General features: G+C 65.4%; 21 protein-coding genes. 9 read left to right on the plus strand and 12 right to left on the minus strand.

All coding sequences use genetic code 11. The features are described 5' to 3' along the window. Positions 1-102 precede the first annotated feature (102 nt). A complete protein-coding gene (locus V3C33_02320) occupies positions 103-1158 on the plus strand; it encodes a glycerophosphodiester phosphodiesterase family protein (protein XAS68187.1) in 1056 nt (351 codons plus the stop codon). 104 nt (positions 1159-1262) lie between these two features. Here V3C33_02320 and fdhA read toward each other — a convergent pair whose 3' ends face one another. Together fdhA and V3C33_02330 are read right to left on the minus strand one after the other, a co-directional pair. Beyond that, complete coding sequence (gene fdhA / locus V3C33_02325) at positions 1263-2474, minus strand: formaldehyde dehydrogenase, glutathione-independent (GenBank protein XAS68188.1); 1212 nt, start codon at positions 2472-2474, stop codon at positions 1263-1265. A gap of 197 nt (positions 2475-2671) precedes the next feature. After that, the gene (locus V3C33_02330) at positions 2672-3004 is read right to left on the minus strand and encodes a cupin domain-containing protein (GenBank protein ID XAS68189.1); all 333 of its coding nucleotides are present in this window, start codon (positions 3002-3004) and stop codon (positions 2672-2674) included. Between the two features lie 119 nt (positions 3005-3123). Here V3C33_02330 and V3C33_02335 point away from each other — a divergent pair, with 119 nt between their 5' ends. Both V3C33_02335 and V3C33_02340 read left to right on the plus strand, forming a co-directional pair. Further along, positions 3124-6741 carry a TM0106 family RecB-like putative nuclease gene (locus V3C33_02335; protein XAS68190.1) on the plus strand — a complete coding sequence of 1206 codons (3618 nt, stop codon included), beginning with the start codon at positions 3124-3126 and terminating at the stop codon, positions 6739-6741. 78 nt (positions 6742-6819) lie between these two features. Then, a complete protein-coding gene (locus V3C33_02340) occupies positions 6820-8124 on the plus strand; it encodes an MFS transporter (GenBank protein XAS68191.1) in 1305 nt (434 codons plus the stop codon). On the opposite strand, the gene V3C33_02345 is transcribed toward V3C33_02340, so the two are convergent. Then, entirely contained in the window at positions 8061-8363 is a 303-nt protein-coding gene (locus tag V3C33_02345) for an acylphosphatase (GenBank protein ID XAS68192.1), read from the minus strand. The genes V3C33_02340 and V3C33_02345 overlap by 64 nt on opposite strands. 135 nt (positions 8364-8498) lie before the next feature. On the opposite strand from V3C33_02345, the gene V3C33_02350 reads away from it, so the two are divergent. Beyond that, on the plus strand, positions 8499-10307 hold the full coding sequence (locus tag V3C33_02350; protein ID XAS68193.1) for an alpha-glucosidase: 1809 nt from the start codon (positions 8499-8501) through the stop codon (positions 10305-10307). 311 nt (positions 10308-10618) lie between these two features. Here V3C33_02350 and V3C33_02355 read toward each other — a convergent pair whose 3' ends face one another. Together V3C33_02355 and V3C33_02360 are read right to left on the minus strand one after the other, a co-directional pair. Continuing rightward, positions 10619-11527 (minus strand): glycosidase, encoded by a 909-nt coding sequence (locus V3C33_02355; protein XAS68194.1) that lies wholly within the window; start codon positions 11525-11527, stop codon positions 10619-10621. A gap of 233 nt (positions 11528-11760) precedes the next feature. Then, a complete protein-coding gene (locus V3C33_02360; protein XAS68195.1) occupies positions 11761-11898 on the minus strand; it encodes a hypothetical protein in 138 nt (45 codons plus the stop codon). A gap of 78 nt (positions 11899-11976) precedes the next feature. Here V3C33_02360 and V3C33_02365 point away from each other — a divergent pair, with 78 nt between their 5' ends. After that, positions 11977-12690, plus strand: coding sequence for a hypothetical protein (locus tag V3C33_02365; GenBank protein ID XAS68196.1), 714 nt, complete (start codon positions 11977-11979; stop codon positions 12688-12690). Positions 12691-12815: 125 nt separating this feature from the next. Here V3C33_02365 and V3C33_02370 read toward each other — a convergent pair whose 3' ends face one another. Together V3C33_02370 and V3C33_02375 are read right to left on the minus strand one after the other, a co-directional pair. Then, positions 12816-13745, minus strand: a complete 930-nt coding sequence (locus V3C33_02370) for a hypothetical protein (GenBank protein ID XAS68197.1) — start codon at positions 13743-13745, stop codon at positions 12816-12818. Positions 13746-13914: 169 nt separating this feature from the next. Then, positions 13915-14895 carry an adenosine deaminase gene (locus tag V3C33_02375; GenBank protein ID XAS69617.1) on the minus strand — a complete coding sequence of 327 codons (981 nt, stop codon included), beginning with the start codon at positions 14893-14895 and terminating at the stop codon, positions 13915-13917. A gap of 348 nt (positions 14896-15243) precedes the next feature. On the opposite strand from V3C33_02375, the gene V3C33_02380 reads away from it, so the two are divergent. Beyond that, positions 15244-15939 (plus strand): transglycosylase family protein, encoded by a 696-nt coding sequence (locus V3C33_02380; protein XAS68198.1) that lies wholly within the window; start codon positions 15244-15246, stop codon positions 15937-15939. A gap of 352 nt (positions 15940-16291) precedes the next feature. Here V3C33_02380 and V3C33_02385 read toward each other — a convergent pair whose 3' ends face one another. Both V3C33_02385 and V3C33_02390 read right to left on the minus strand, forming a co-directional pair. Beyond that, positions 16292-17425: an IS701 family transposase gene (locus tag V3C33_02385; protein XAS69618.1), complete on the minus strand. Its 1134-nt coding sequence runs from the start codon at positions 17423-17425 to the stop codon at positions 16292-16294. A gap of 104 nt (positions 17426-17529) precedes the next feature. After that, entirely contained in the window at positions 17530-18132 is a 603-nt protein-coding gene (locus V3C33_02390; protein XAS68199.1) for a hypothetical protein, read from the minus strand. 160 nt (positions 18133-18292) lie between these two features. Here V3C33_02390 and V3C33_02395 point away from each other — a divergent pair, with 160 nt between their 5' ends. From V3C33_02395 to V3C33_02405, 3 genes are all read left to right on the plus strand, one after another. Beyond that, positions 18293-19198, plus strand: coding sequence for an MSMEG_6728 family protein (locus V3C33_02395; GenBank protein ID XAS68200.1), 906 nt, complete (start codon positions 18293-18295; stop codon positions 19196-19198). 8 nt (positions 19199-19206) lie between these two features. Then, the gene (locus tag V3C33_02400; protein ID XAS68201.1) at positions 19207-20082 is read left to right on the plus strand and encodes an SDR family oxidoreductase; all 876 of its coding nucleotides are present in this window, start codon (positions 19207-19209) and stop codon (positions 20080-20082) included. A 70-nt stretch (positions 20083-20152) separates the two neighbouring features. Continuing rightward, on the plus strand, positions 20153-20542 hold the full coding sequence (locus V3C33_02405; protein ID XAS68202.1) for a DUF1622 domain-containing protein: 390 nt from the start codon (positions 20153-20155) through the stop codon (positions 20540-20542). A gap of 106 nt (positions 20543-20648) precedes the next feature. Here V3C33_02405 and V3C33_02410 read toward each other — a convergent pair whose 3' ends face one another. The 3 genes from V3C33_02410 to V3C33_02420 form a co-directional block, all read right to left on the minus strand. Further along, positions 20649-20951, minus strand: a complete 303-nt coding sequence (locus tag V3C33_02410) for a DUF4193 domain-containing protein (protein ID XAS68203.1) — start codon at positions 20949-20951, stop codon at positions 20649-20651. Positions 20952-21083: 132 nt separating this feature from the next. Continuing rightward, positions 21084-21347 (minus strand): type II toxin-antitoxin system RelE/ParE family toxin, encoded by a 264-nt coding sequence (locus V3C33_02415; protein XAS68204.1) that lies wholly within the window; start codon positions 21345-21347, stop codon positions 21084-21086. A 2-nt stretch (positions 21348-21349) separates the two neighbouring features. Further along, positions 21350-21517 (minus strand): type II toxin-antitoxin system prevent-host-death family antitoxin, encoded by a 168-nt coding sequence (locus V3C33_02420; GenBank protein XAS68205.1) that lies wholly within the window; start codon positions 21515-21517, stop codon positions 21350-21352. Positions 21518-21683 lie beyond the last annotated feature (166 nt).

Here is a 21683-nt window from a genome sequence, read left to right on the forward strand (position 1 = left end):
CCTGCGGTCCAACTCCCGGCACACGGCAGGCCATCCAGCCCGCCTACCGTGGACGGTTGCCGGCGCAGCGCCGGTAACCGTCATCCAGGAGGAACCATCACCATGCGCACAGTCCTTACCGCCGCGGCCGCCGCCGCGCTCATCGCCTCCCTGGCGAGCCCCGCCGTCGCCGCCCCAAACGCCGCAGCCGGCCCCGCGCCGTCGTCGGACGCCGCCGGCACCGCCGGGTCGGAAATCAAGACGAACGAACGCAACGGCTCCTTTGACCTGCAGTCCCACCGCGGAGGCCGCGGCGAATGGACCGAGGAATCCCTTGCGGCGTTCGCCAACTCCCTGAAGCTGGGCGTATCCACCCTCGAGCTGGACACCCATCTGACCCACGACGGCAAGGTCATCGTCTGGCATGACGACACCATCCAGGCGAACAAATGCATCGACACCGCACCGGCCACTGCTGGAGACCCCGAGTTCCCGTATGTGGGCCGCCGCGTCGCGGAGCTGTCCCTGGCACAGGTCAAGACCCTCAACTGTGGCTTCACGCAGCTGCCCGGGTTCCCGGAGCAGGACGTGGTGGACGGCAACCGGATCGCCGAGCTCAAGGACGTCTACCAGGTGGCCCGCGACCACCACGCCAAGAAGGTCCGGTTCAATGTGGAGACCAAGGTGGAGGACGGCAAGTCCGGCGGCGAAGGCATGGTGGCGCTGACCCGGGCCGTCGTGGCGGAGATCCAGGCTTCCGGCATGGCGGGCCGCACCACTGTGGAGTCCTTTGACTGGTCCTCGTTGAACCTGACCAAGAAGATCGCCCCGGGGCTTCCCCTGGTGGCCCTTTCGAGCGGTGATGCCTGGCTCCAGGTCGGCCAGCCCGGCGCCAGCCCCGATCTCGGCGGAATCGACATCGACGACTACGACGGCTCACTCGCCAAGGCCGCGGCAGCCCAGGGCTACGACGTCGTTTCCCCCGACTTCAGCTCCGTCACACCTGCCATGATCACCGAGGCCCACGGGCTGGGCCTGCCCGTCATCCCCTGGACCGTCAACGCCAGGGCGGACATGGAGCGCATGATGGATCTCGGTGTGGACGGCATCATCACGGACTACCCCACGCGTCTTCGGACACTCATGGAGGGGCACGGCCTGAAGCTGCCGAAGGCCTAACAGCGGCGCACCCCGGACTGCAGCGCCCTGCCGGTTCGCTGCCTGGAAGCAGCGAACCGGCAGGGCACTTTAGCGAATCCCCAGGGTCAGTTGAGGTAGCCGGGTCAGCTGAGGTAGCCGTTCGGGTTCAGCACGTACTTTGTCGCAGCACCGGCGTCGAATTCGGCGTAGCCCTGCGGCGCCGCCTCGAGAGGGATCGCCTTGGCATTGACGTTCTTCGCGATGCTTACCCTGTCGTGCAGGATCGCCATCATCAGGCCCCGGTTGTACTTCATGACCGGACACTGACCTGTGGTGAAACTCATCGACTTGGCCCAGCCGGTGCCAAGGCTCAAGGACAAGGACCCCTTTTTCGCAGCCTCGTCCACGCCGCCCGGATCGCCCGTCACATACAGTCCGGGAATGCCCAGGGCACCGCCCGCCGCAGTGAGCTCCATGAGGGAGTTCAGCACGGTGGCCGGAGCTTCCTTGGCGCCGGAGCCGTGGCCCTTGGCTTCGAACCCCACAGCATCCACACCGCAGTCGACTTCCGGGATGCCCAGGATCTGCTCGATCTGTTCTGCCGGCCCGCCCTTGGTCAGGTCGACGGTTTCGCACCCGAAACTGCGCGCCTGTGCCAGCCGCTCCTCGTTCATGTCACCCACAATCACGACGGCGGCACCCAGCAGCTGCGCACTGGTCGCCGCAGCCAGGCCCACTGGACCGGCACCGGCAATGTAGACAGTGGAACCGACGCCCACACCGGCGGTCACCGCACCGTGGAATCCCGTGGGAAAGATGTCGGAGAGCATGGTGAGGTCCAGCATCTTTTCAAGGGCCTGGTCCCGGTCCGGGAACTTCAGCAGGTTCCAGTCCGCATACGGCACCAGGACGTAGTTGGCCTGGCCACCCACCCAGCCGCCCATATCCACGTAACCGTAGGCGCTGCCGGGCCGGTCCGGATTGACGTTCAGGCAGATACCCGTTTTGCGTTCCTTGCAGTTCCTGCACCGGCCGCACGAGATGTTGAACGGGACGGAGCAGATGTCACCCACTTTGATGAATTCGACGCCCGGTCCAACTTCCACCACCTCGCCGGTGATTTCGTGGCCAAGCACCAGATTGGGCGGAGCTGTGGTGCGGCCGCGGACCATGTGCTGATCGGACCCGCAGATGTTGGTTGCAACGGTTTTCAGGATTACGCCGTGGGGCACCGCCCGCCCCACATTGGCCGGATTAACGCCCGGCCCGTCCTTAAGTTCGAAGCTGGGGTAATCAATGTCGATGAGTTCGACCTTGCCCGGCCCCTTAAATGCGACGGCTTTGTTGCCTGTCATCTCTTCCTCCTGGTCTCACAGACCCTCCTCGTTGAAGGGCCGGCTCTGATTCATGAAGCGTTCTGATGCACTCTCCGGGGGCAGGCATCTGCCCGGCAGCCTTGAGGGCGTTTGGCCGAGTGTGGCTGTTGGAGGGTCTGGTCAGTCTAGAGGAGCAGATCCGTCGGGGTCTATGGGCGGAGGGCCGTGAACCGAGGTCAGCCGATCTTCGCAACTGTCAGCAGGACCGCGGAGTCCTCTTCCGCATCCAGGCTGTGGAGCCCCTCGGGCATGATCAAAAGATCTCCGGCTTTCCCCTGCCATGAGTCGTCCCCGGCACGCAGTCGGACACATCCACGGAGGACAAAGATGGTGGCCTCCCCCGGGTTCTGGTGTTCGCTCAGGCTTCTGCCCGCCTTCAACGCGATGACGGTCTGGCGAAGAACCTTCTCGTGCCCGCCATACACCGTGTCGGCAGCCCGCCCGCTGCTGGCCGCGGACGCAGCCTCGAGTTGCTGGGAAGCCAGGGCGACGATCGATATTTTCTGCATGCCACAACCGTACCCGCGAGCCGCCCGACAGGAACCGCCCAGAATGTCCGTGGGTGTTGCTAGATTCGAATGAGCGCTCTGGAACCATCCAGCGGCGAGGCTGCCAATGGGGAGGCCCCATGTTTCTGCTCGAACCGCTCATTAGCGGTGGAACCCAGGATCTGGTGTTTTCCGCCAGTGATCTGGTGGCCGCCAGCGAGTGCGAATACCGCAGCCTCCGCATTCTGGACGAGAAGCTGGGCCGCTCCCCCAAGGCAGACTTTCCAGCCGACGAGATGCAAATACGCGCCGGTGCCTTGGGTGACGTCCACGAGCGCAGAGTACTGGACGGACTGATCACGAGGTACGGCGAATGGGACCCCACGCGTGGGGCGGGCGTGTACTCGGTTGAACGCGGCACCACTGACCGCGAGGGACTTCTCGCAAAGAATGCGGAGACCGCCGAGGCTCTGAGCCTCGGTGCCGACGTCGTTTTCCAGGCGACGTTCTTCGACGGCGAGTTCATTGGCTACGCCGACTTCATCGTCAGGCAGGCCGAGGGCGAGGAAGCTCCCGGACGCTACGCCGTCTGGGACACCAAACTCGCCCGCCACGCCAAGGTGGGCGCACTGCTGCAGCTAGCCGCCTACGGTGATCAGCTGATCAAACTGGGATTGGAGCCGGCCCCGCGGGTGACCCTGGTCTTGGGGAACCTGGAACAAAGTGTCCACTCTCTTACCGACCTGCTTCCGGTCTACCGCGAGCGCCGGGACCGGTTCCGCGCACTCACTGCCGCCCACCGCACCTCCGATTCTCCGGTGCACTGGCAGCAGCCAGGAGTGTCGCACTGTGGCCGGTGCGACTACTGCACCGAGCAGGTTGCCGAGCACCGCGACCTCCTCATGGTCGGCGGCATGACTTCGGTCCAGCGGAAAAAGCTGATCAACGATCACAAGGTCTCCACCATCGACGCCCTGGCGGAGCTGCCGGTCTCCAGGGCCAAGGGCTCTCTGGCGCGGTTGCGGTCCCAGGCCCGCATGCAGACCGGCCGCGAGGATCCCGACGGTTCCCGCACGTTCACCAAGGACGGCGAAGAGCACACCGTCACCTACAAAGTCCTGGCCGAGAACGCGCTCGCCGGCATCCCGGCGCCCAGCCACGGGGACATCTTCTTCGACTTCGAGGGCGATCCACTCTGGCAGGATTCCGCTGGCAAGTGGGGTCTCGAGTACCTGTTCGGCGTGATTGAAGCGCCGGAGCCTGGCTCTGAGCCTGATGCCGCCCCGCTGTTCAGGCCGTTCTGGGCCCACTCGCGGGCAGGCGAACGGCAGGCTTTCCTGGATTTCCTCGCCTACGTTGAGCAGCGGCGGACCAGGTACCCTCGCATGCACGTCTACCACTATGCCGCCTATGAAAAATCGGCCCTGCGCAACCTCTCCCTGGCCCACGTGGCCGGCGAGGACACAGTGGACGCGTGGCTGCGCGACGGATTGCTGGTGGACCTCTATGCCACGGTGCGTCAATCACTGAGGATCTCGGAAGCCTCGTACTCCATCAAGAAGCTCGAGCCCCTGTACATGGGCGACAACCTGCGGTCTGGTGACGTCAAGGACGCGGGCGCCTCCGTGGTGGCCTATGCCGCCTACTGCGGGGCCCGGGACGGCGGAGATGAAGCGGAGGCCGCCGCGGTCCTCGCCTCCATCTCCGACTACAACCAGTACGACTGCCTCTCCACGCTGCGCCTCCGCGACTGGCTGCTGCAGCTGCCCCGCCCCGCGGTGAAACCGAAAGACCAGGATCCAGCGAACGACGGCGGGACCCGCCTGCCAGCCGGCACCCCCGCGGCCCCGGCCTCCGAACCGATCGCCGAGGAGCTGCGGCTGCAGGAGTATCTGGCCGGCCTTCCGGACAACCGAGCGTGGACCGACGATGAGCAGGCCATCGCCATGGTGGCCGCTGCAACGGGCTACCACCGGCGCGAAAAAAAGCAGTTCTGGTGGGAACACTTCGACCGGATCGACAACGACGTGGACGGCTGGTCGGAAAAGCGGAATGTCTTCCTCGTTGAAGACGGCCGCATTGTACAGGACTGGGCCAAGGCAAAGCCGGCGGAACGCATGCTGACGCGGGTAGCCCGGCTGCGCGGAACCATGACGGAAGGTTCCGATTTCCGCGCGGGTTCCAAATGGTTCCGCATGTTTGATGCACCTGTGCCCGAAGGCCTCGAGAACTTCGACGGCGAGCCGCTGGCCCGGTCCGGGATATTCGCCACGGAAATCCTTGAGGTTGCCGCCGACGTCACTGATCCTCGCCTCACGCACATCACCATCGCGGAGAAGGCGAGCAAGAAAGTCCCTCCCTACTCTCAATTCCCCATGGCGCTCACGGAGGATCAGCCCGTCCCGACTGCCAGCATCGAGGCAGCGCTGACAGAGCTTGCCCGCCAGGTCGGCGGGACCCTGCCCTCGCTGCCCAGGCACGCCGGGCTGGACATCCTGCGCAAGGCGAGTCCGCGCCTGGGCACCCTCGCATCCCTGCCCGCCGTGGGGCATGATCAACAGGGCCAGGCCGACTACATCACGGCGATCGCCGCGGCAATCCGGGACCTGGACCGCTCGTACCTTGCGGTGCAGGGTCCTCCCGGGACAGGCAAGACGTATGTGGGCTCGCACGTCATCGCGCTGCTCATTGAGGGCGGCTGGAAGGTGGGTGTGGTGGGTCAGTCCCATGCCGTCGTCGAGAACATGCTCTGTACAGCCATCGGCACCGCGGGCGTTGATCCTGCACGGGTAGCCAAGAAACTCTCCACTCCCCATGACGTGCCGTGGAAGCGGACCACGGACAAAGACGTCGCCGCACTGCTGGCTTCGGACGGTGGGTGCCTTGTGGGCGGGACCGCCTGGACCATGACGGGGGGCTCGGTGCCCGCCGGCTCGCTGGACCTGCTGGTCATTGACGAGGCCGGGCAGTTCTCGCTGGCCAATACTCTTGCCGTGGCGCGCTCGGCCAGGCGGCTGCTGCTGCTCGGTGACCCGCAGCAGCTGCCGCAGGTCACGCAGGGCTCGCATCCGCAGCCGGTGGACGAGTCCGCGCTGGGCTGGCTGTCCGCCGGCCACCCCACGCTGCCGGCCGAACTGGGGTACTTCCTCGCCGACTCCTGGCGGATGCATCCCCAGCTCTGCGATGCCGTGTCCCGCCTGAGCTACGACGGCAAGCTCGAATCGGCTCCGGCAGCCTTGCTCCGCCACCTGGACGGGCTGCCCGCCGGGGTGGAAACGGTGCTCGTGGAACACAGCGGAAGAACCACGTCCTCATCTGAGGAGGCAGCGGAGGTTGTCAGTCAGGCGTTGCGGCACATCGGCCTGGAATGGACGCCTGGCAGGGACGAAGTTTCACGGCCTCTGGCCGCAAGCGACGTGCTGGTGGTCGCCGCATACAACGCCCAGGTCCAGCTGATCCGGCGGGTATTGGATGCCGCCGGCCTTCCGGAGGCCCGGGTGGGCACCGTGGACAAATTCCAGGGCCAGGAGGCGCCGGTGGTCCTGGTGTCCATGGCCTGTTCGGCCATCGCCGAGGCCCCGCGCGGGGCTGAGTTCCTGCTGAACCGGAACCGCATCAACGTGGCCGTTTCGCGGGGACAGTGGCGGACTGTGATAGTCCGCTCTCCCGAACTCACCCACTACATGCCGACGAAGCCCGCCGGACTGGAGGAACTGGGCGCCTTCATCGGGCTCAGCGAATCGAAGACCGCCGAATAAATCAGGTAAATTCAAGAAGTGGGATTCAGGCCACCAACGCAGGGTCCCACAGCCACCCCTTTGAATGGATCCCTCCCCATGTCTTCCGCTGCTCCTGCGCCCGCAATTGACCGTATCCCGCTCGGCGCGCTGCTGATCCTGGCGGCCATCGGCTTCACCGCCATCACCACCGAGCTCCTGCCGTCCGGGCTGCTCCCGCAGGTGAGCGCGGACCTCAACGTCGCGGAACCCGTGGCCGGCTACCTCACGGCCGGCTACGCTGCCATCATCGTGGCCACGGTCATTCCGGCCACCATGCTGCTGGCGCGCGTGCCCCGGAACGCCCTCCTGATCGCGCTGGTGCTCACGTTCGCAATCAGCAACGCCCTGGTGGGCCTCGTGTCCGACTTTGGCGCCGCCATGGCCGCCCGCCTGATCGGCGGCATCGCCCACGGCCTGCTCTGGTCCACCATGGCGCCGTTCGTGGCAAGGATTGTCCCGGCGCCCAAAGTGGGCAAGGCCCTTGCCATTGTGTTCAGCGGCAACAGCCTGGGCCTGGCCATCGGCGCACCGGTGGGAACGGCACTCGGCGGTTTGCTTGGCTGGCGCGCCTCGTTCCTGAGCCTCGCCGGCTCCGGCGTTGTCCTGGCGCTGCTGGCCGTGTGGCTGCTGCCCAGTGTGCGGCGGATCCCGGATGCCAAACGCCCCTCCCTGCGCAAGGCCGTCGCCCAGCCCGGGGTGAAATCCGTCGCCATTGCCTGGCCGTTGCTGCTGATGGCCCACTTCGCGCTGTTCACCTACATCGCGCCGTTCATCCGCGCAGCCGGCCTGCCGGACAGCAGCATCACACTCTCCCTGACCGTCCTTGGCGTCGCCGGCCTGGTGGGCATCTGGTTTGCCGGAATCACCGTGGATTCGCGGCCGCGCCGTTCGCTCCTGATCACGACGGCGGCAATCGCCGCATCGATGCTTCTGTTGCCCGTCGCCGGGGTCACCATCCCCGGCGCCATGGTGCTGATGGCCGTCTGGGGCGCAGGGCTGGGTGCGATCGGCATCTACAACCAGTCCGCCATCCTGCGTGCAGGCCGGGACTACAAGGAAGCCGCCAACGGCCTCACCGTGCTGACGATCCAGATCGGCATCACCATCGGCGCGGTCTACGGAGCGGCCGCCCTCACCACCGCGGGACCGCTTTTGGTGCCCGTGGCCGCAGCCGTGCCCGTCGTCGTCGCATTCTTCATCGTGCTGGCCGGCCGCAAGCATGCCTACCCGCACGGCCCCCTGGAACCCAGCCCCGGGAAGACCGGCCACAGCGGGCGCAAGCCCGATGCCGCGTCCACTCAGCCGACCACGCGGAAACTCCCCGAGTCCCCCTCAGCCGGGGACAGCTCTTCGTCCACGTGAGCCACCCGGCCTGGGGCATCGGAGCTGAGCCAGCGCCGGAATTCGATGATGACCGGCTGCGGACCCTCGGCAACCACGGCGACCGAGCCGTCGTCGTCGTTCCTCACAGAACCCGTCAATCCCAGCTCGTCGGCCTTCCGTGCGGTCCAGTAGCGGAACCCGACACCCTGGACAACGCCCGTGACGCGGGCCTTCAGGCGGACGTTCGCCGCTGAGTCCTGATCTGAGTATTCAGCCATGCTCCCAATCTAGCGCCGGCGGAATCATCGCGCACGGGGATCACGGGCGCCCTTCCCTGCCTGCCGCATCTGGTCAATAATCGAACCGAGCTCCATCATCAAACTGCGTGCAAGCACCGAAGGAGAGTCAGCCCCATGACCACCAATGCGGGGTCCGCCAGCCCGTACCCCACCCAGGAATCTTCGGACACCGAGGACGAGCTGACCCCCGACCCGGGCTGGTTCCGGAGCGCGGTGGTCTACCAGATCTATCCCCGCAGTTTCGCCGATTCCGACGGCGACGGCATCGGCGACCTCCCCGGCATCATCAGCAAGCTGGACTATCTGCACAAGCTGGGGGTCGACGTCCTCTGGCTGTCCCCCGTCTATACCTCGCCGCAGGACGACAACGGGTACGACATCAGCAACTACCGTGACGTGGACCCCATCTTCGGCACCCTTGAGGACCTCCGGGAGCTCACCGACGGTCTGCACTCGCGGGGCATGAAGCTGGTCATGGACCTGGTTGTGAACCATACCTCGGACGAGCACCCGTGGTTCGCGGAATCGCGCTCCTCCAAGGACAGCCCCAAACGCGACTGGTACTGGTGGCGGCCGCCGCGGGATGGGATGGAACCCGGGACGCCAGGGGCAGAACCCAACAATTGGGGCTCGGCCTTCTCCGGCCCGGCATGGCACTACGACGAGGCCACCGGCGAGTACTACCTCCACTTGTTCTCCAGGAAACAGCCGGACCTGAACTGGGAGAACCCGGTGGTGAGGGCCGCCGTTTACGACATGATGAACTGGTGGCTGGACCGCGGGGTGGACGGCTTCCGCATGGACGTCATCAACTTCATCTCCAAGGACACCTCCCTCCCTGACGGATCCAGGGCTGAGGGCAAGCTTTTCGGCGACGGCAGCCCGCACTACCTGTCCGGTCCCCGCATCCACGAGTTCCTCCACGAGATGCACCAGGAGGTCTTCGCCGGCCGGGACAAGCCGCTGCTCACCGTGGGCGAGATGCCCGGCGTCACCGTGGAGGACGCGGTGCTCTTCACCGATCCGGCCCGGCACGAGGTGGACATGGTGTTCCAGTTCGAGCACGTGGCGCTGGACCAGGAGCGCGGCAACAAGTGGCAGCCGAAGAAGCTGCTGCTAACGGATCTGAAAAGGTCCCTGGGCCGCTGGCAGGACGGCCTGGCCGAACACGGCTGGAACAGCCTCTACTGGGGCAACCACGACCAGGCCCGTGCGGTGTCCCGTTTCGGCGACGACGGACACTACCGCGAGCTGTCGGCCAAAATGCTGGCGGGCATCCTGCACCTGCACCGCGGAACACCCTATGTGTACCAGGGCGAGGAACTGGGCATGACCAATATGAGCTTCGGGGCGATCAGCGACTACCGCGACATTGAAGTCCTGAACCATCACCGCGAAGCCACCACGCACCTGGGCCACACCGACGCCGAGGTCCTCGCCGCCCTGGCACCCTTGAACCGCGACAACGCCCGCACCCCCGTGCAGTGGGATGCGAGCCGCCACGCAGGATTCACCACCGGCGCCCCGTGGATCGCCGTGAACCCGAACGCCAACCACATCAACGCAGGCGCCCAGGCGGATGACCCCGACTCCGTATTCAGCTTTTACCGGGCGGTCATTGCCCTGCGCCACTCGGACCCTGTGGTCTCCGACGGCGACTTCACCATGCTGCTGCCTGAGGACGAACACACCTACGCGTTCCAGCGCTCCTTGACGGGTTCCGGGCTGCTGGTCTTTGGAAACTTCTCGGGACAGGACCACACGGTGGACCTCGAGGGGGCTGGACTGGCAGGCAACGGGCTGGCGCACTACGAACTCGTCCTGGGCAACTATCCCGCCGGTGATTCTCCGGACGCCGTCCGCGGGCTGCTGCTGCGGCCGTGGGAGCTGAAGGTTTTCCGCACCACCAGAACAGCTACGTAGGGAGTACAAGATGACCATTCCGCCAACCCGCGAGCCCGACCCGTTTCCGCCTGAGCCGGGGCCCACGCCGGGCTCTCCGGATCCCACGAGTCCGTATCCGCCCGGCCCGGACCCTGATCCGGCACCCGGTCCTGGCCCGTTGCCTATTCCTGATCCCGGTCCCGTGCGCCCGAATCCGGACCCCACCCGGTTCTAGGGCGTGGGGAAACCGACGCTGGGTCTCGCTCCCCGCCAGCCCCGGCCGTCTCGGCCGCAGGCTCACTCAGGAAAGCCGGCACCCGGCCGTCGTGGCCGCAGGCTCGACCACCAGGTCAGTTGACAGTGATGTCCCGGGTCCGGTGGTTGTAGATGACGGTGACGCTGCCGCCGTCGTGGTGCAGTTCATGGTTGGCGCCATCAAAAGCACCGAATGCGCCGTAGTTCTCTTCCCACGCCCTGTTGAGTGCGATCTTGAAGGTGTAGTAACCGGCCGGCAGATCAGCGCTTAGTTTCCAGAGCTGATCCAGGACGTCCAATTCCATCTGGGCTTCGTCGTGCTTCGGATTCCAGTTCTCGGGCGCGCCGAGCAGCGTGTTGAAGTCACCCACGATTGCGACGGCGCCAGGCTGGTCAATGGTCTCGACGGCAGGAACCTCAGCCTGGGCGGACTTCGGCGTGGCCTTCCGCGTGCGCACAGCCTTGGTAACCGGCTTGGCTGCTTCTTCGACGAGCTCGACAGCCTTGTCCAAAGCCTTGTCCACGGCCTTGGCCGCCCTGGACATTACCTTTTCCGCCGTCTTCGGCTTCGCAGCAGGCTCCGCTGCGGGAGTCTTGGCGGCGGCCTTCTTCGCACGCGTCACAGGCTTCGCCGGCGGGGCCGTCGGAAGGGGAGTGCTGGCTGGGACCGGAGTACCGGCGTCGAGCGCTGCTGCAAACGTGGCCGCATCCGGGAACGCGACAGTGGCGCGCAGTCCCTCCTCCGGGATGGCCCAGCCGGAGCGGCCCTTGACCAGCCAGCCGGCCTTGACCAGTTTCGCCGTGGCCGTGGTGAGGGTCTTGTGGCCGCGCGGAATTCCTCCGCTGAGCAGCTCGGCCTCATGATCGTTGAACGGCACCCGCTCGGTTGCTTCTGCAAGCACAGCGCCGGCGTTCAAGATCTCCCCCTGCAACACCCCCTCTGCAAGAATATCCAGCACAGCCTTCAGACGAAGGTTGGTGTTCTCTGCAGTGTTCGTGCCCATGGGTCTCCTTCAGAAGCGATTGTTCCAACTGAAGTGTGCCAAGAAAGTGTTAAATCCCGCGACTAGAAACGGTTAATTTTGTGTGTTTTGACCGACTGTGACGAAGATTACAGCGGAAGTGAGTCGGGGGTCTCGGATACGGAGGATCTGATGGTGCCCGCTAGTCCCCCGAGGTGCCATCCAACCGTCGGCGCTGCAGGCCCTCATGCACAGTCGCGTCCGGCCGGCAGATCTCATCCGGCAGCCCTGGAAAGCGCGCACCGCCCGGGTTTGGTGGCGCCGAAACGCGATCGATCTTTACCTCCGTACGTGTCGACGGTCAGCGCCACTTCGGCTTCCGTCCACGGCTTCCCGGTCTCCCCCAGCTGCATGGGACCAGGCTACCCGGACTTATCCACACGCCGCCGCAAGCGCGGGCGCCTGCTTCCGGCATCAGCTAGCTTTGACTGGTGGGGAAAAAACGCGAGGCAACAGACGACGATCAGTGGACAGCCCGGGACCAGGCCTTGTGGACGACGGCGGAACTCGCAGTTCTCGTTTCCCGCGGTCAACTTGAGCAACGCCAGGCAATTCCTGTTCCCTTCGCCATGCGCCTTGGCGGAACTGAGGAAAGGATCGTCGCGCACGGCGGCTTTCAGCTGCTGGCCTGGACCTCCCCCGGCGACGGTTCATACATGCATAACAACGGAATGATGCTCGCCACCGGGAAAGGCGGACTCGCCATGATGGCTGGGTTTGCCGCTGTGCAGGCGGCAGGGAACGCCTCCCGGCGCAGGCAGGCAGCTGACATGGCCCAGCCACGCTGGATACCGATCGACCACGGAACCTTGGCTGTGGGGAACTTCGGCTTCTACCTGCACTCACCCACCGGCATCCATGCCTGGGCGTGGGATGGCATCCATATGGCGTCCTTGACCGGACCCGGGCAGCTGACCATCGATGGCATGTCAGAGAACGGCCCGGTGAAATGGATTCTGAATTCCCACTGGGCCGAGCTCGTTTTCATGCTGTGGGCGTCCGTCTGCAATCCGACCCATCCGCAGATGACGGGGCGGACCTGGTTGCCCCAGGACTGGCTAACCAAGGCAATGGTGTTCGCCATGAGCAACCAGGGCTATCCGTCGCACACCGCGTTCCAGGAAGTCGTGCGCGAACTGCGGTAGCAGCCATCCCGGATCCGCTGTTCCCGCGTCGCAGCAAGGGAATCCAGCTCGGCATTGCCCGCACGCACCAGCGATCTAGCACACCGTGGCCCTTGAGGGCACGGTCGGATCTGCGATCGGCGTGATCAGTCTTTGTTGGAGAGCGTCCATCCGGGCGGGAGGGATTCAACGCTTTGCCACTCCGAGGACGGTGCCGCCTGGCTAAGAACATCGGCGAGCCAATATGTTTCATCAGGATTCCACCCCGCCAGCACAGTGCCTGAGTTCCCGACGGACAGGGCTCGCCCGGCCGTACTGAGGTAGCCCACGGTTGTGAGGTGCACGGCGTCGTAGTCGGAGGCCACGGCGGACCAGTCCGGCATCAGCCAGGTCCTGTCAATGCCTGTTGTTCGCCACCAATCGTGGCGCTTTGAAAGGCTGACATTCATGGGATAGTTGGCCACCAGGTCCGTCCATGCCGTTGGCCCCGTTATTTCGTAGATACGGGATCCGGCCGCGGGTTTGAGTGGCCACACCCGGGCCCGCTTCCAACCGAGACTGTCTTCGACGAACATCAACTTTGCGGCCCCCAGCCCGCCCAGGCTCCTGGTTGTCGTCACGAGGTCAGATAGGGCCGGAGTCGACCACCATTGCCCGCTCCAAGGAGCGGCGGGGTCCCTCGGACGCTCCGCCGCCTGACGTTCATCGGCCAATGTCGCGTCTCTCCACCTGCCCAGGTTCCCTGCGGCGCCGGTGAGGCCGGGCGGTTTGAGCTTCTGTTCATCGGTCCACTGCACGTAGCATTGCCGGTCCGGAGCCATGAGGCTTGACCACCACGATGCAGCCACAGTTTTGCAAAGCTCATCGGCAACGGGCCTGAGAGCCGCATGGACGGACGGCAGCACGAGCAAAGCATCCGTCTCGTCGGGCTCCTGCCAGTAGCGGGCGGCATCAACTGCCTCCGCGAGTCCGGCCAGCAGTTCATGATCACCGGCCGACGCGGCCGCTGCCATTGAGTCAGAGCGGCCCAACGCTTCGGTGAGGTCATCCAGAAGACCTGCATCTCCGGGCGACATGGCAGAGCGGATGGCCAGTGTCCACATTTCGGCTCGCGCAGACGTGAGAACGCTCAAGCAGAAGCGCCGGCCTCTCGGACCACTCAACAGATCATCACCAATCGCCCCCACGCCCATGACCCGAGCATACAAGGGAGCTAAGGCCAGGCGTCTGCAACCACCGGCGCGCTCAGCCCCCGGACTGCGCCAATTCCTTCAGCAGCTCGGCCTTGCGTTCCTCGCTGGCGAACGATGACCGGATGGAGTTCGCTGCCAGGCGGACCCGGTCGAATTCGGACAGGCCAAGCACCGACTCCAGTTGTGCGAAGTTGTCGTCCACGTACCCGCCAAAGTACGCGGGATCGTCCGAGTTCACGCACACGTTCAGTCCTGCGGCCAGCATCGCCGGCAGCGGGTGCTCAGCCATGGTATCCACGGCCCGCAGCCGGACGTTGGATAGCGGGCACACGGTCAGCGGCACCAGCTCCGCCACCAGCCGCTCCACCAGGACAGCATCTTCCATGCACCTGATGCCGTGGTCGATCCGCTCCACGCCCAGTACGTCCAGCGCCTCGGAAATATACGACGGCGGGCCCTCCTCGCCGGCATGCGCGATCCTCCGCAATCCAGCGTCGCGCGCACGCGCGAACAGCCGCTCGAACTTTGCCGGCGGGTTGCCCACCTCAGCCGAATCCAGCCCGATCCCGGCTATCGGGGCATCCATGGCCAACAGCTGCTCCAGGACTTCCAGCGCCGATTCCTCGGACAGGTCCCGCAGGAACGCCGCGATCAGCAACGTGGACACGCCAAAGTCCTCCAGCGAGGTAGCCAGCACCGAGGCCACACCGTTCATGCACGTCGCCAGCGAGACGCCCCTGGACAGATGAGCCTGCGGATCCACCATGATCTCCGCATGCCGCACCCCCGCCGCAGAAGCCCGCGCCAGGTACGCCCGCGTCATGTCCGCGAAGTCCTCTTCCGTCTGCAGCACCGCCATGTTGGCGTAGTACAGGTCCAGGAAGGACTGCAGATCCGTGAAGTTGTACCGCGCCCTCAGCTCATCCAGCCCCGCATACGGCAGCGTGATCCCGTTGCGTTCGGCCAGTTCGAAAATCAGCTCCGGCTCCAGCGTCCCCTCGATATGCAGGTGCAGTTCCGCCACCGGAAGCATTCCCGGCACGGTTACGCCGTCCGGATCCGGGACTGAAAGCGGCACCGCAGCGCCGTCGTCGTCGTACGTTTTCATCTGGCAAGGATAAGCACCCCGGCCGGCTGCACGCCACAGCCCGGGCCACAATCCAGCCACGGCCATGAATCTCGATTTGATAGCGGCAGCAGAGTGTCTTAGCGTGGAAGGCATGCCCGATCATCGGGCACACGAATGCCCGGTGCTGCCTCCACCAGAACTGCCCGGCCGGCAGACACCGCAGAATGACCTCTATTCGTCAGGGGCGGGCAGTGGCGCGATAACGTCCGGGGACGGACCGAGCGCAGGTGACCTTCAGGAGCATCTGGGACCATGAAAAACACCACTTTCCGTACTGCCGCGCGCCGTGGAGTCACCGTTGCCGCCGTCTCGGTCACCGGCCTGGCACTATCGGCCACTGCCGCCAACGCAGCCGCCCCCACCGCCACCAGCACATCCACCTGGGATTCGCTCGCCCAGTGTGAGAGCGGCGGCAACTGGGCCACCAACACCGGTAATGGTTTCTCCGGCGGCCTGCAGTTCAGCGCCAGCACGTGGGCAGCCCATGGCGGCACCGGCTCCGCTGCGGACGCCTCCCGCGAACAGCAGATCGCCGTCGCCGAAAAGATCCAGGCCAGCCAGGGCTGGGGCGCATGGCCGTCATGTGCAGCAGGGCTCGGCCTGAGCGGCGGCGCGACGGCGGTTGCCCCGCAGAGTGCGACGGTGCAGAGCGTTCCGGTTCCGGCCGCGCCGGTTGCCCAGGCACCCGTCCAGGCCGCGCAGGCCCCGCAGGCTCCCGTCCAGACGGCGCAGACCCCCGCCCAGACCGGTGTGGCTGAGCCGCGGCACGCTGCAGAGGTGCCGCTGAGCGGCGAGACCTACACGCTTGAGGCCGGCGACACGCTGAGCAAGGTGGCCGACAAGCTGGGCATCACCGGTGGCTGGCAGACCCTTGCCGACGCCAACGCGGACACCATCACCGATCCGGATCTGGTATTCGCCGGCCAGGTGCTGCAGCTGCCTGCCTAGCGTCATTGCGACGCCAACAACTTGGCGCAGGATACTGATAGGCAGAGCCACAGCTGTTCAGCGTTCCAGGAACCTGCGCTAAATGAACGACGCCGGAGGGCCCCGCACTGCTGGGGCACTCCGGCGTTGTGTTTAACGTCCTGAGTGTTGTGTTTAAGGTCTGAGTGGGGGCCGCCGGACTAGTACTACAGTCGCATTTGTAGGGTTGAGTTTCGGGCCCGGTAGTGGTGTCGTTTGGCGGTTTGTTGGTGTTTTCGGCGCCAGCGGGAACGCCCGAGGGTATGTTCGCGGCCGGGAAGCCGTGCCCAGATCAGGTGGGTGAGCAGGTGCCTGATCTCGGGCAGGGTAAGGGCTATGAGCTCGCCGTCGCCGGGATGAGGGCCCCCTTTTTTGACCGGGTGACGGTCAGGAAGGCGTGGGCGAGCATGGACAGGGTGATGTGCCGGTACCAGCCTGTCCATTGCCTGACCTGGTAGTGATCCAGCCCGGTTTCGCCTTTGGAGGTCTGGAAGGTTTCCTCGATCGCCCACCGGGCGCCCGCGACGCGGGCGAGTTCACCCAGGCCGATGCGTTTCGGTCCGTGGCAGATGTAGTAGGCCACGTCCGTCGGATCGGCCAGGGAGCGGCGGGCCAGGAGCCAGTGCTCGCTTTTCGGGTCGTTGCGGCCGTTGATCCGGGCCCTGGCCCACGCATATCGACGGTCCCCTTTGGTGCCCAGGCCGGCGGATCTGGTGCGCCAGGCCCGGCCGGAGAGGGACGCGATCAGCTCATCGGCACGGTGCTCGGTCCCCAGGGCGCCGGTCTTGGCGATGACGCGCTGGTTCATTGGCACCGCGAGGACATAGGAGACGCCGCGGTCCTCCAGGGATTTACGTAGCTTGGCGTGCTGGCCGTAGACGGCGTCGCCGGTCACCCAGGCCGCGGGCACGCCCGCGTCCAGGGCTCGGATAATCATGGTGATGGCCAGTTCAGGCTTCGTGGCGAAGGCACGCTCTTCGGGGATGCCGGCGCCCATGCACCGCTCCCGGTCATCGGTCCAGGCCTTGGGCAGGTACAGTTCCCGATCCAGAAAGGTCCGCCCCGCCGGTGTCGAATAGGTCAGGAAAACACCGATCTGCGAGTTCTCGATCCGCCCCGCCGTCCCGGAATACTGCCGGGCCACCCCGGCTGACCGGGCCCCTTTCTTCAGGAAGCCTGTTTCATCCACGATAAGCACCCCGTCATCGGAGCCGAGATGCTTCACGACGTAGGAGCGGAGGTCATCACGCACCGCGTCCGGGTCCCAGTCGGTGCTCGAGAGCAGCCGCTGCATCCGGTCCGGGATTACCTGCCCGGCCCGTTCCGAGAGTGTCCAGGAATTCTTGCGCTCCTCGGACGAGAGCAGCCCCTTCAGATATGCCACCGCGTTCTCCCGCGGCTCCGACCTGGCAAACCGGCCACCGATCAGCTCCCGGATTTCCTCGAGCCCATCCGCCCACTCCTGCACCTCAGCCACACAAATATCATCGCTCACCGCCAAGGATTAACACGGCAGCGACAGGAAATCCGATTAAAACGCCGACAAGCAACAAAATAAACACAACTGTAGTACTAGGGCGCCACCTTCAGCTCCCGGACGATACGTACCTTCCACGCGGCGTCGTCGCTCGTGTCCAGCAGTGCCACCGTTCCGTGGGCGAGGTGCAGCGCAACCCGCTTGACGGCCAGAAGTTCAAGATAGAGGTGCTCGTTCATCCGGGCCGGGGAATCGATCACGAACTTTACGGCGTCGCGCATTTTTCGGTAATTGGCGCTGCGTTCGCGGTGCAGGTGCAGCTCGAGCATCCGGCGCTGACGCAGCCGCGGTTCATGTCGGTTCAGCCAGGACACCGCAGCGTGCACCCCCACCACGAGCGTCAGCGATACGGCGTAGATCCACCAGCCCGTGGACAACAGGAACAGCGGCAGGTTGGCAATGGCCACCAGCGCAATCACCAGCCGCAGCGCAACGAGCCGCCGGACGGTCAGCGCCACAGCACCCATCGCTGCCCGGAATCCGTGCTGTTCCTTCCGCGCTGCCGCCGGATCAATCGTGAATTCGTCCAGCACCAGGACGCCGTTCGCCTCGGGGCCAAGCATCAGGCCGTACTTCGGCGCTGACGGCTGCGGTCCGTCGGTTGCGGGAACGTTTGTTGCTGCGGGCGTATTTGTCATGACAGGGCTTCCAGGACGCTGGGGTGAGTCCGGTAATCCTAGTGGCTGGAACGACACGCTGTATGCAGAGGTCCACGATGTGAACACCTTTATGTGGTATGGCGGTGTGGCGGCGGCCACTGCAATTGGCACATCCGCTCCGGGGCCCCAGACTAAAGGGATGCAGACTTTCCTCCCGTACCCCGATTTCCGGCAGAGCGCCGCCGCACTCGACACCGCCAGGCTCGGCAAGCAGCGCGTCGAAGCGCTGCAGATCCTCCGCGCGCTGGTGATCCCCGAGTACGGCTGGCAGTCCCACCCCGCGGTCCGGATGTGGATGGGCAACGTCCCCGCGCTGACCCTCTACGGCCTGGCCATGGTGGACGAATGGACCGAACGCGGCCACCCGGACAACACCCGGGCAAACATCACCGAGTTCGCTCCGCAGGCCGCCCACCCGGATTACGCGGACAAGATCCCCATGCCCAAATGGCTGGGCGATCCCGAACTGCACCTCAGCCACCGCTCCAAGCTTCTCCACAAGGAACCGCGCTTCTACGCCTCCGTGTTCCCCGGCACGGAACCTGACGTGGAGTACATCTGGCCGGAGCCCCGGCACGAATTCCTGCCCGAGGATCCCATCGGCGAACGCCTCTGGATCCTCCGCGCCCCCGTTGGCGAAGGCGATCCCAAGCAGCTGGACACCGTCAGCCTCCCGCCCATTCGGCGCGCTGGTTCGGGCAGCGCCGACGCCGACGACTACTCGCCCGTCTACGCCGATGACGGATCCCGCCGCCCCTCCAAGAAGCCCCGTAAATTGCCGCCAAAGCAGCTCGTCAAGAAGCCCACACGGAAACGCCAGCAGCAGGAGGACGCGTTCTCCACGCTCCCGGGCAACACGCAGGTGGCTGTCCCCTTCGACGGCGGCAGAACCTTCGCGCTCGGAACCGTCCAGGGCCGCCCCATCACCGTGGAGGGCCGCTTCGCACGCAACTTCGAGGTCAGCGAAATCCTGGACCGCTCGGCCTTCGTTTACCCGGCCCTGCTGCAGGATCCGCGCGTCTTCTTCCCGGTTCCGGCCCTCTAAGCCTGCCCGTGACCATTTTGCTGGCCGGTTGCGGCGATCTGGGCACTGAGGCAGGGCTGCGGTTTGCCGCCGCCGGCCACCGCGTGGTGGGCTGGCGGCGCTCGCCGGCGAAACTTCCGGCAGCAATCGAAGGCGTCGCGGCTGACCTGGGTTCTGCCCAACTGCCGACCATCCCGGCGGACACTACCGCCGCCGTCGTCGTTCTTGCTGCCGACTCCCCCACGGAAGCCGCCTACCGGGCGGCATACGTCCACGGGCTTGCTCACGTTCTGGATGCGCTGGAGCGCGACGGCGCACTGTCTGTCAGGCGGGTGCTTTTTGTCTCGTCCACCGCTGTCTACGGCGACGCCGGCGGCGGTTGGGTGGATGAAAGCACGACGGCGGCACCCGGCGGATTCTCGGGCCGCATCTTGCGTGAGGCAGAGGATCTGCTTTTCCAGCGGCTGCGCGGGACGTCCGTTGCGCCTGTGGTGCTCCGGCTGGGCGGGATCTACGGCCCCGGGCGGACGCGGCTGATCGACCAGGTGCGCGGCGGGACTGCTGTGATTCCTGACTCGGTTCCTGACGTGCCGCGGTACACCAACCGCATCCACCGGGATGACGCCGCCGCCGCGATCGTGCAGCTGTGCACCATGGCCGCCAGCCCCTCTCCTGTTTACCTTGGCGTGGACAATGATCCCGCCGAGCTTGGCGACGTCCTGCGGTTCCTGGCGTCCGAGCTGGGACTGGAGGCCCCGCCGTCGGGCGTTGTTCCACCAGCGCGGGGCGGGAACAAACGGTGCAGCAACGCGCTGCTGCGCGGCACCGGTTTTGAGTTCACGTATCCGGGTTTCCGCGAAGGGTACCGGGAGATTCTTGCCGGGACCGGAGTACGGCACCCGTAAGCTGGCTACAACTGAACGTCGAGGGGAACGTCGAGCGGCTCTTCGATGTCGGTCTCGATGAAGGGGAACCATGGATTTTCAGCACATTATCGAGGCCGTGGGCCGGTTTATGGACTTTGCCGGCGTGGCCGTGATGGTGATCGGCGCCCTCGTCTCCATCCCCATGGCACTGCGCGGCTACCAGCCCCGGCGCCTGCCGCAGGGCGCCGAGTCCCTGTCCGTCTATCGCTCCTACCGCCAGCTGCTGGGCCGCTCCATCCTGCTGGGACTCGAACTCCTGGTGGCGGCCGACATCATCCGCACCGTCGCCGTCACCCCCACTTTTGAGAGCGTGGGCGTGCTGGCGATCATCGTGCTCATCCGGACGTTCCTGAGCTTCTCGCTCGAGCTCGAAATCACCGGACGGTGGCCTTGGCAGAAGGAGCCTGCTCCCTCCGCTGCCCGCGTACCTGCTCAATGAACGGAAGGGTGAACTCGGTCTCGATCCGCTTCCAGGCGGCATCCCCGACAGTGCCGGTCATCATTCATGGCCGGGGAAGCGACGCAGTGCGGAAGCGACCAAAGACCTAACCTTCACAGTCGGTGCAATAAGCATGGCTGGCCCTTTCGCGGGCGATCTGCGAACGGTGCCGGACCAGAAAGCATGAGTAGCAGGTGAACTCATCCTCTTTCTGCGGTATGACCGTGATAGTCAGTACCTCACCGGACAGGTCAGCGCCGGGCAGCTCGACACCTTCGGAGGTGTCGGCCTCGTCCAGTTCGCGCACGACGCTGCGGGCATCCGGGGCGTTCGCGGAGCGGAGGGCCGCCAGGGAGGCGTTGCGTGTTTCCGCGACATCGGATCGGACTTCGTCGTAATCGGTTGCCACTGGTTTATTCTCTTTCCCGTTGTATCGACTTTCCGGGATTGAACGGTACCCTATGCGGCCGGGGGCCGGCTGCGATGGTACAGAATGCGTCCCCTGCGGGGAGGAGCTACCCGAGCAATAAACGGCGCGAGCTCATCTCTTGTAAACCTCGCGCCGGTGCGCGACCCGGACGACGGTGACGGTCAAGATGGTGTCCTCGGTCTCGAGGAGCACCCGGTAGTCCCCGATCCGGATCCGCCAAGCACTTTGTTCACCGGTCAGCTTCTTGCACGCCGTTGGGCGGGGATCGATTCCGAGTTCGGCGATCGAGACCAGAATTCCCCTTCGCGTGCTGGCGTCCAGCCTGCGGATCTCTTTGGCAGCCCTTGTGGTGAAATCGACCGTGTAGCCGGCCACGCCTAGAGCTCAGCCTGCAGCTCGGCCAGGCTCACGCGCCGGCCATGGTCGTCGGCCTTGGCCGCACGGAATTCGACAAGATCCACCGCCTCTTCGAGTTCCTCGAGGCGCGCAAAATCTTCCACACCTATCAGGACGGCGACAGGCTTGCCATGGCGGGTGATCTGCACGCGCTCACGTCAATAGTTTGCCCTGTTGACAACATCGGGCAGATGTTCGCGCAAAGCGCCTACAGTGACAGAGCTCGAGTCGATTTCCATACACACAGCTTGCGCCATTTCTAGCGTTTCGTACGTAAAGTACGAAACGCGAAAAGACTGGCAGACACGGTTATTG

The sequence above is a fragment of the Micrococcaceae bacterium Sec5.7 genome, from assembly GCA_039636785.1.
In the GTDB taxonomy this organism is placed as follows: Bacteria; Actinomycetota; Actinomycetes; order Actinomycetales; family Micrococcaceae; genus Arthrobacter.

Excerpts from the sequence above, each read along its gene's own strand:
- V3C33_02355 (XAS68194.1), bottom strand. The coding sequence starts at position 11,527 with ATGGGCACGAACACTGCAGAGAACACCAACCTTCGTCTGAAGGCTGTG.
- V3C33_02370 (XAS68197.1), bottom strand. The coding sequence starts at position 13,745 with ATGTCGCCCGGAGATGCAGGTCTTCTGGATGACCTCACCGAAGCGTTG.
- V3C33_02360 (XAS68195.1), bottom strand. The coding sequence starts at position 11,898 with ATGCAGCTGGGGGAGACCGGGAAGCCGTGGACGGAAGCCGAAGTGGCG.
- V3C33_02345 (XAS68192.1), bottom strand. The coding sequence starts at position 8,363 with ATGGCTGAATACTCAGATCAGGACTCAGCGGCGAACGTCCGCCTGAAG.
- V3C33_02405 (XAS68202.1), top strand. The coding sequence starts at position 20,153 with ATGGATTTTCAGCACATTATCGAGGCCGTGGGCCGGTTTATGGACTTT.
- V3C33_02375 (XAS69617.1), bottom strand. The coding sequence starts at position 14,895 with ATGCTTCCGGTGGCGGAACTGCACCTGCATATCGAGGGGACGCTGGAG.
- V3C33_02350 (XAS68193.1), top strand. The coding sequence starts at position 8,499 with ATGACCACCAATGCGGGGTCCGCCAGCCCGTACCCCACCCAGGAATCT.
- V3C33_02395 (XAS68200.1), top strand. The coding sequence starts at position 18,293 with ATGCAGACTTTCCTCCCGTACCCCGATTTCCGGCAGAGCGCCGCCGCA.
- V3C33_02340 (XAS68191.1), top strand. The coding sequence starts at position 6,820 with ATGTCTTCCGCTGCTCCTGCGCCCGCAATTGACCGTATCCCGCTCGGC.
- V3C33_02335 (XAS68190.1), top strand. The coding sequence starts at position 3,124 with ATGTTTCTGCTCGAACCGCTCATTAGCGGTGGAACCCAGGATCTGGTG.
- V3C33_02380 (XAS68198.1), top strand. The coding sequence starts at position 15,244 with ATGAAAAACACCACTTTCCGTACTGCCGCGCGCCGTGGAGTCACCGTT.
- V3C33_02330 (XAS68189.1), bottom strand. The coding sequence starts at position 3,004 with ATGCAGAAAATATCGATCGTCGCCCTGGCTTCCCAGCAACTCGAGGCT.
- fdhA (XAS68188.1), bottom strand. The coding sequence starts at position 2,474 with ATGACAGGCAACAAAGCCGTCGCATTTAAGGGGCCGGGCAAGGTCGAA.
- V3C33_02320 (XAS68187.1), top strand. The coding sequence starts at position 103 with ATGCGCACAGTCCTTACCGCCGCGGCCGCCGCCGCGCTCATCGCCTCC.
- V3C33_02390 (XAS68199.1), bottom strand. The coding sequence starts at position 18,132 with ATGACAAATACGCCCGCAGCAACAAACGTTCCCGCAACCGACGGACCG.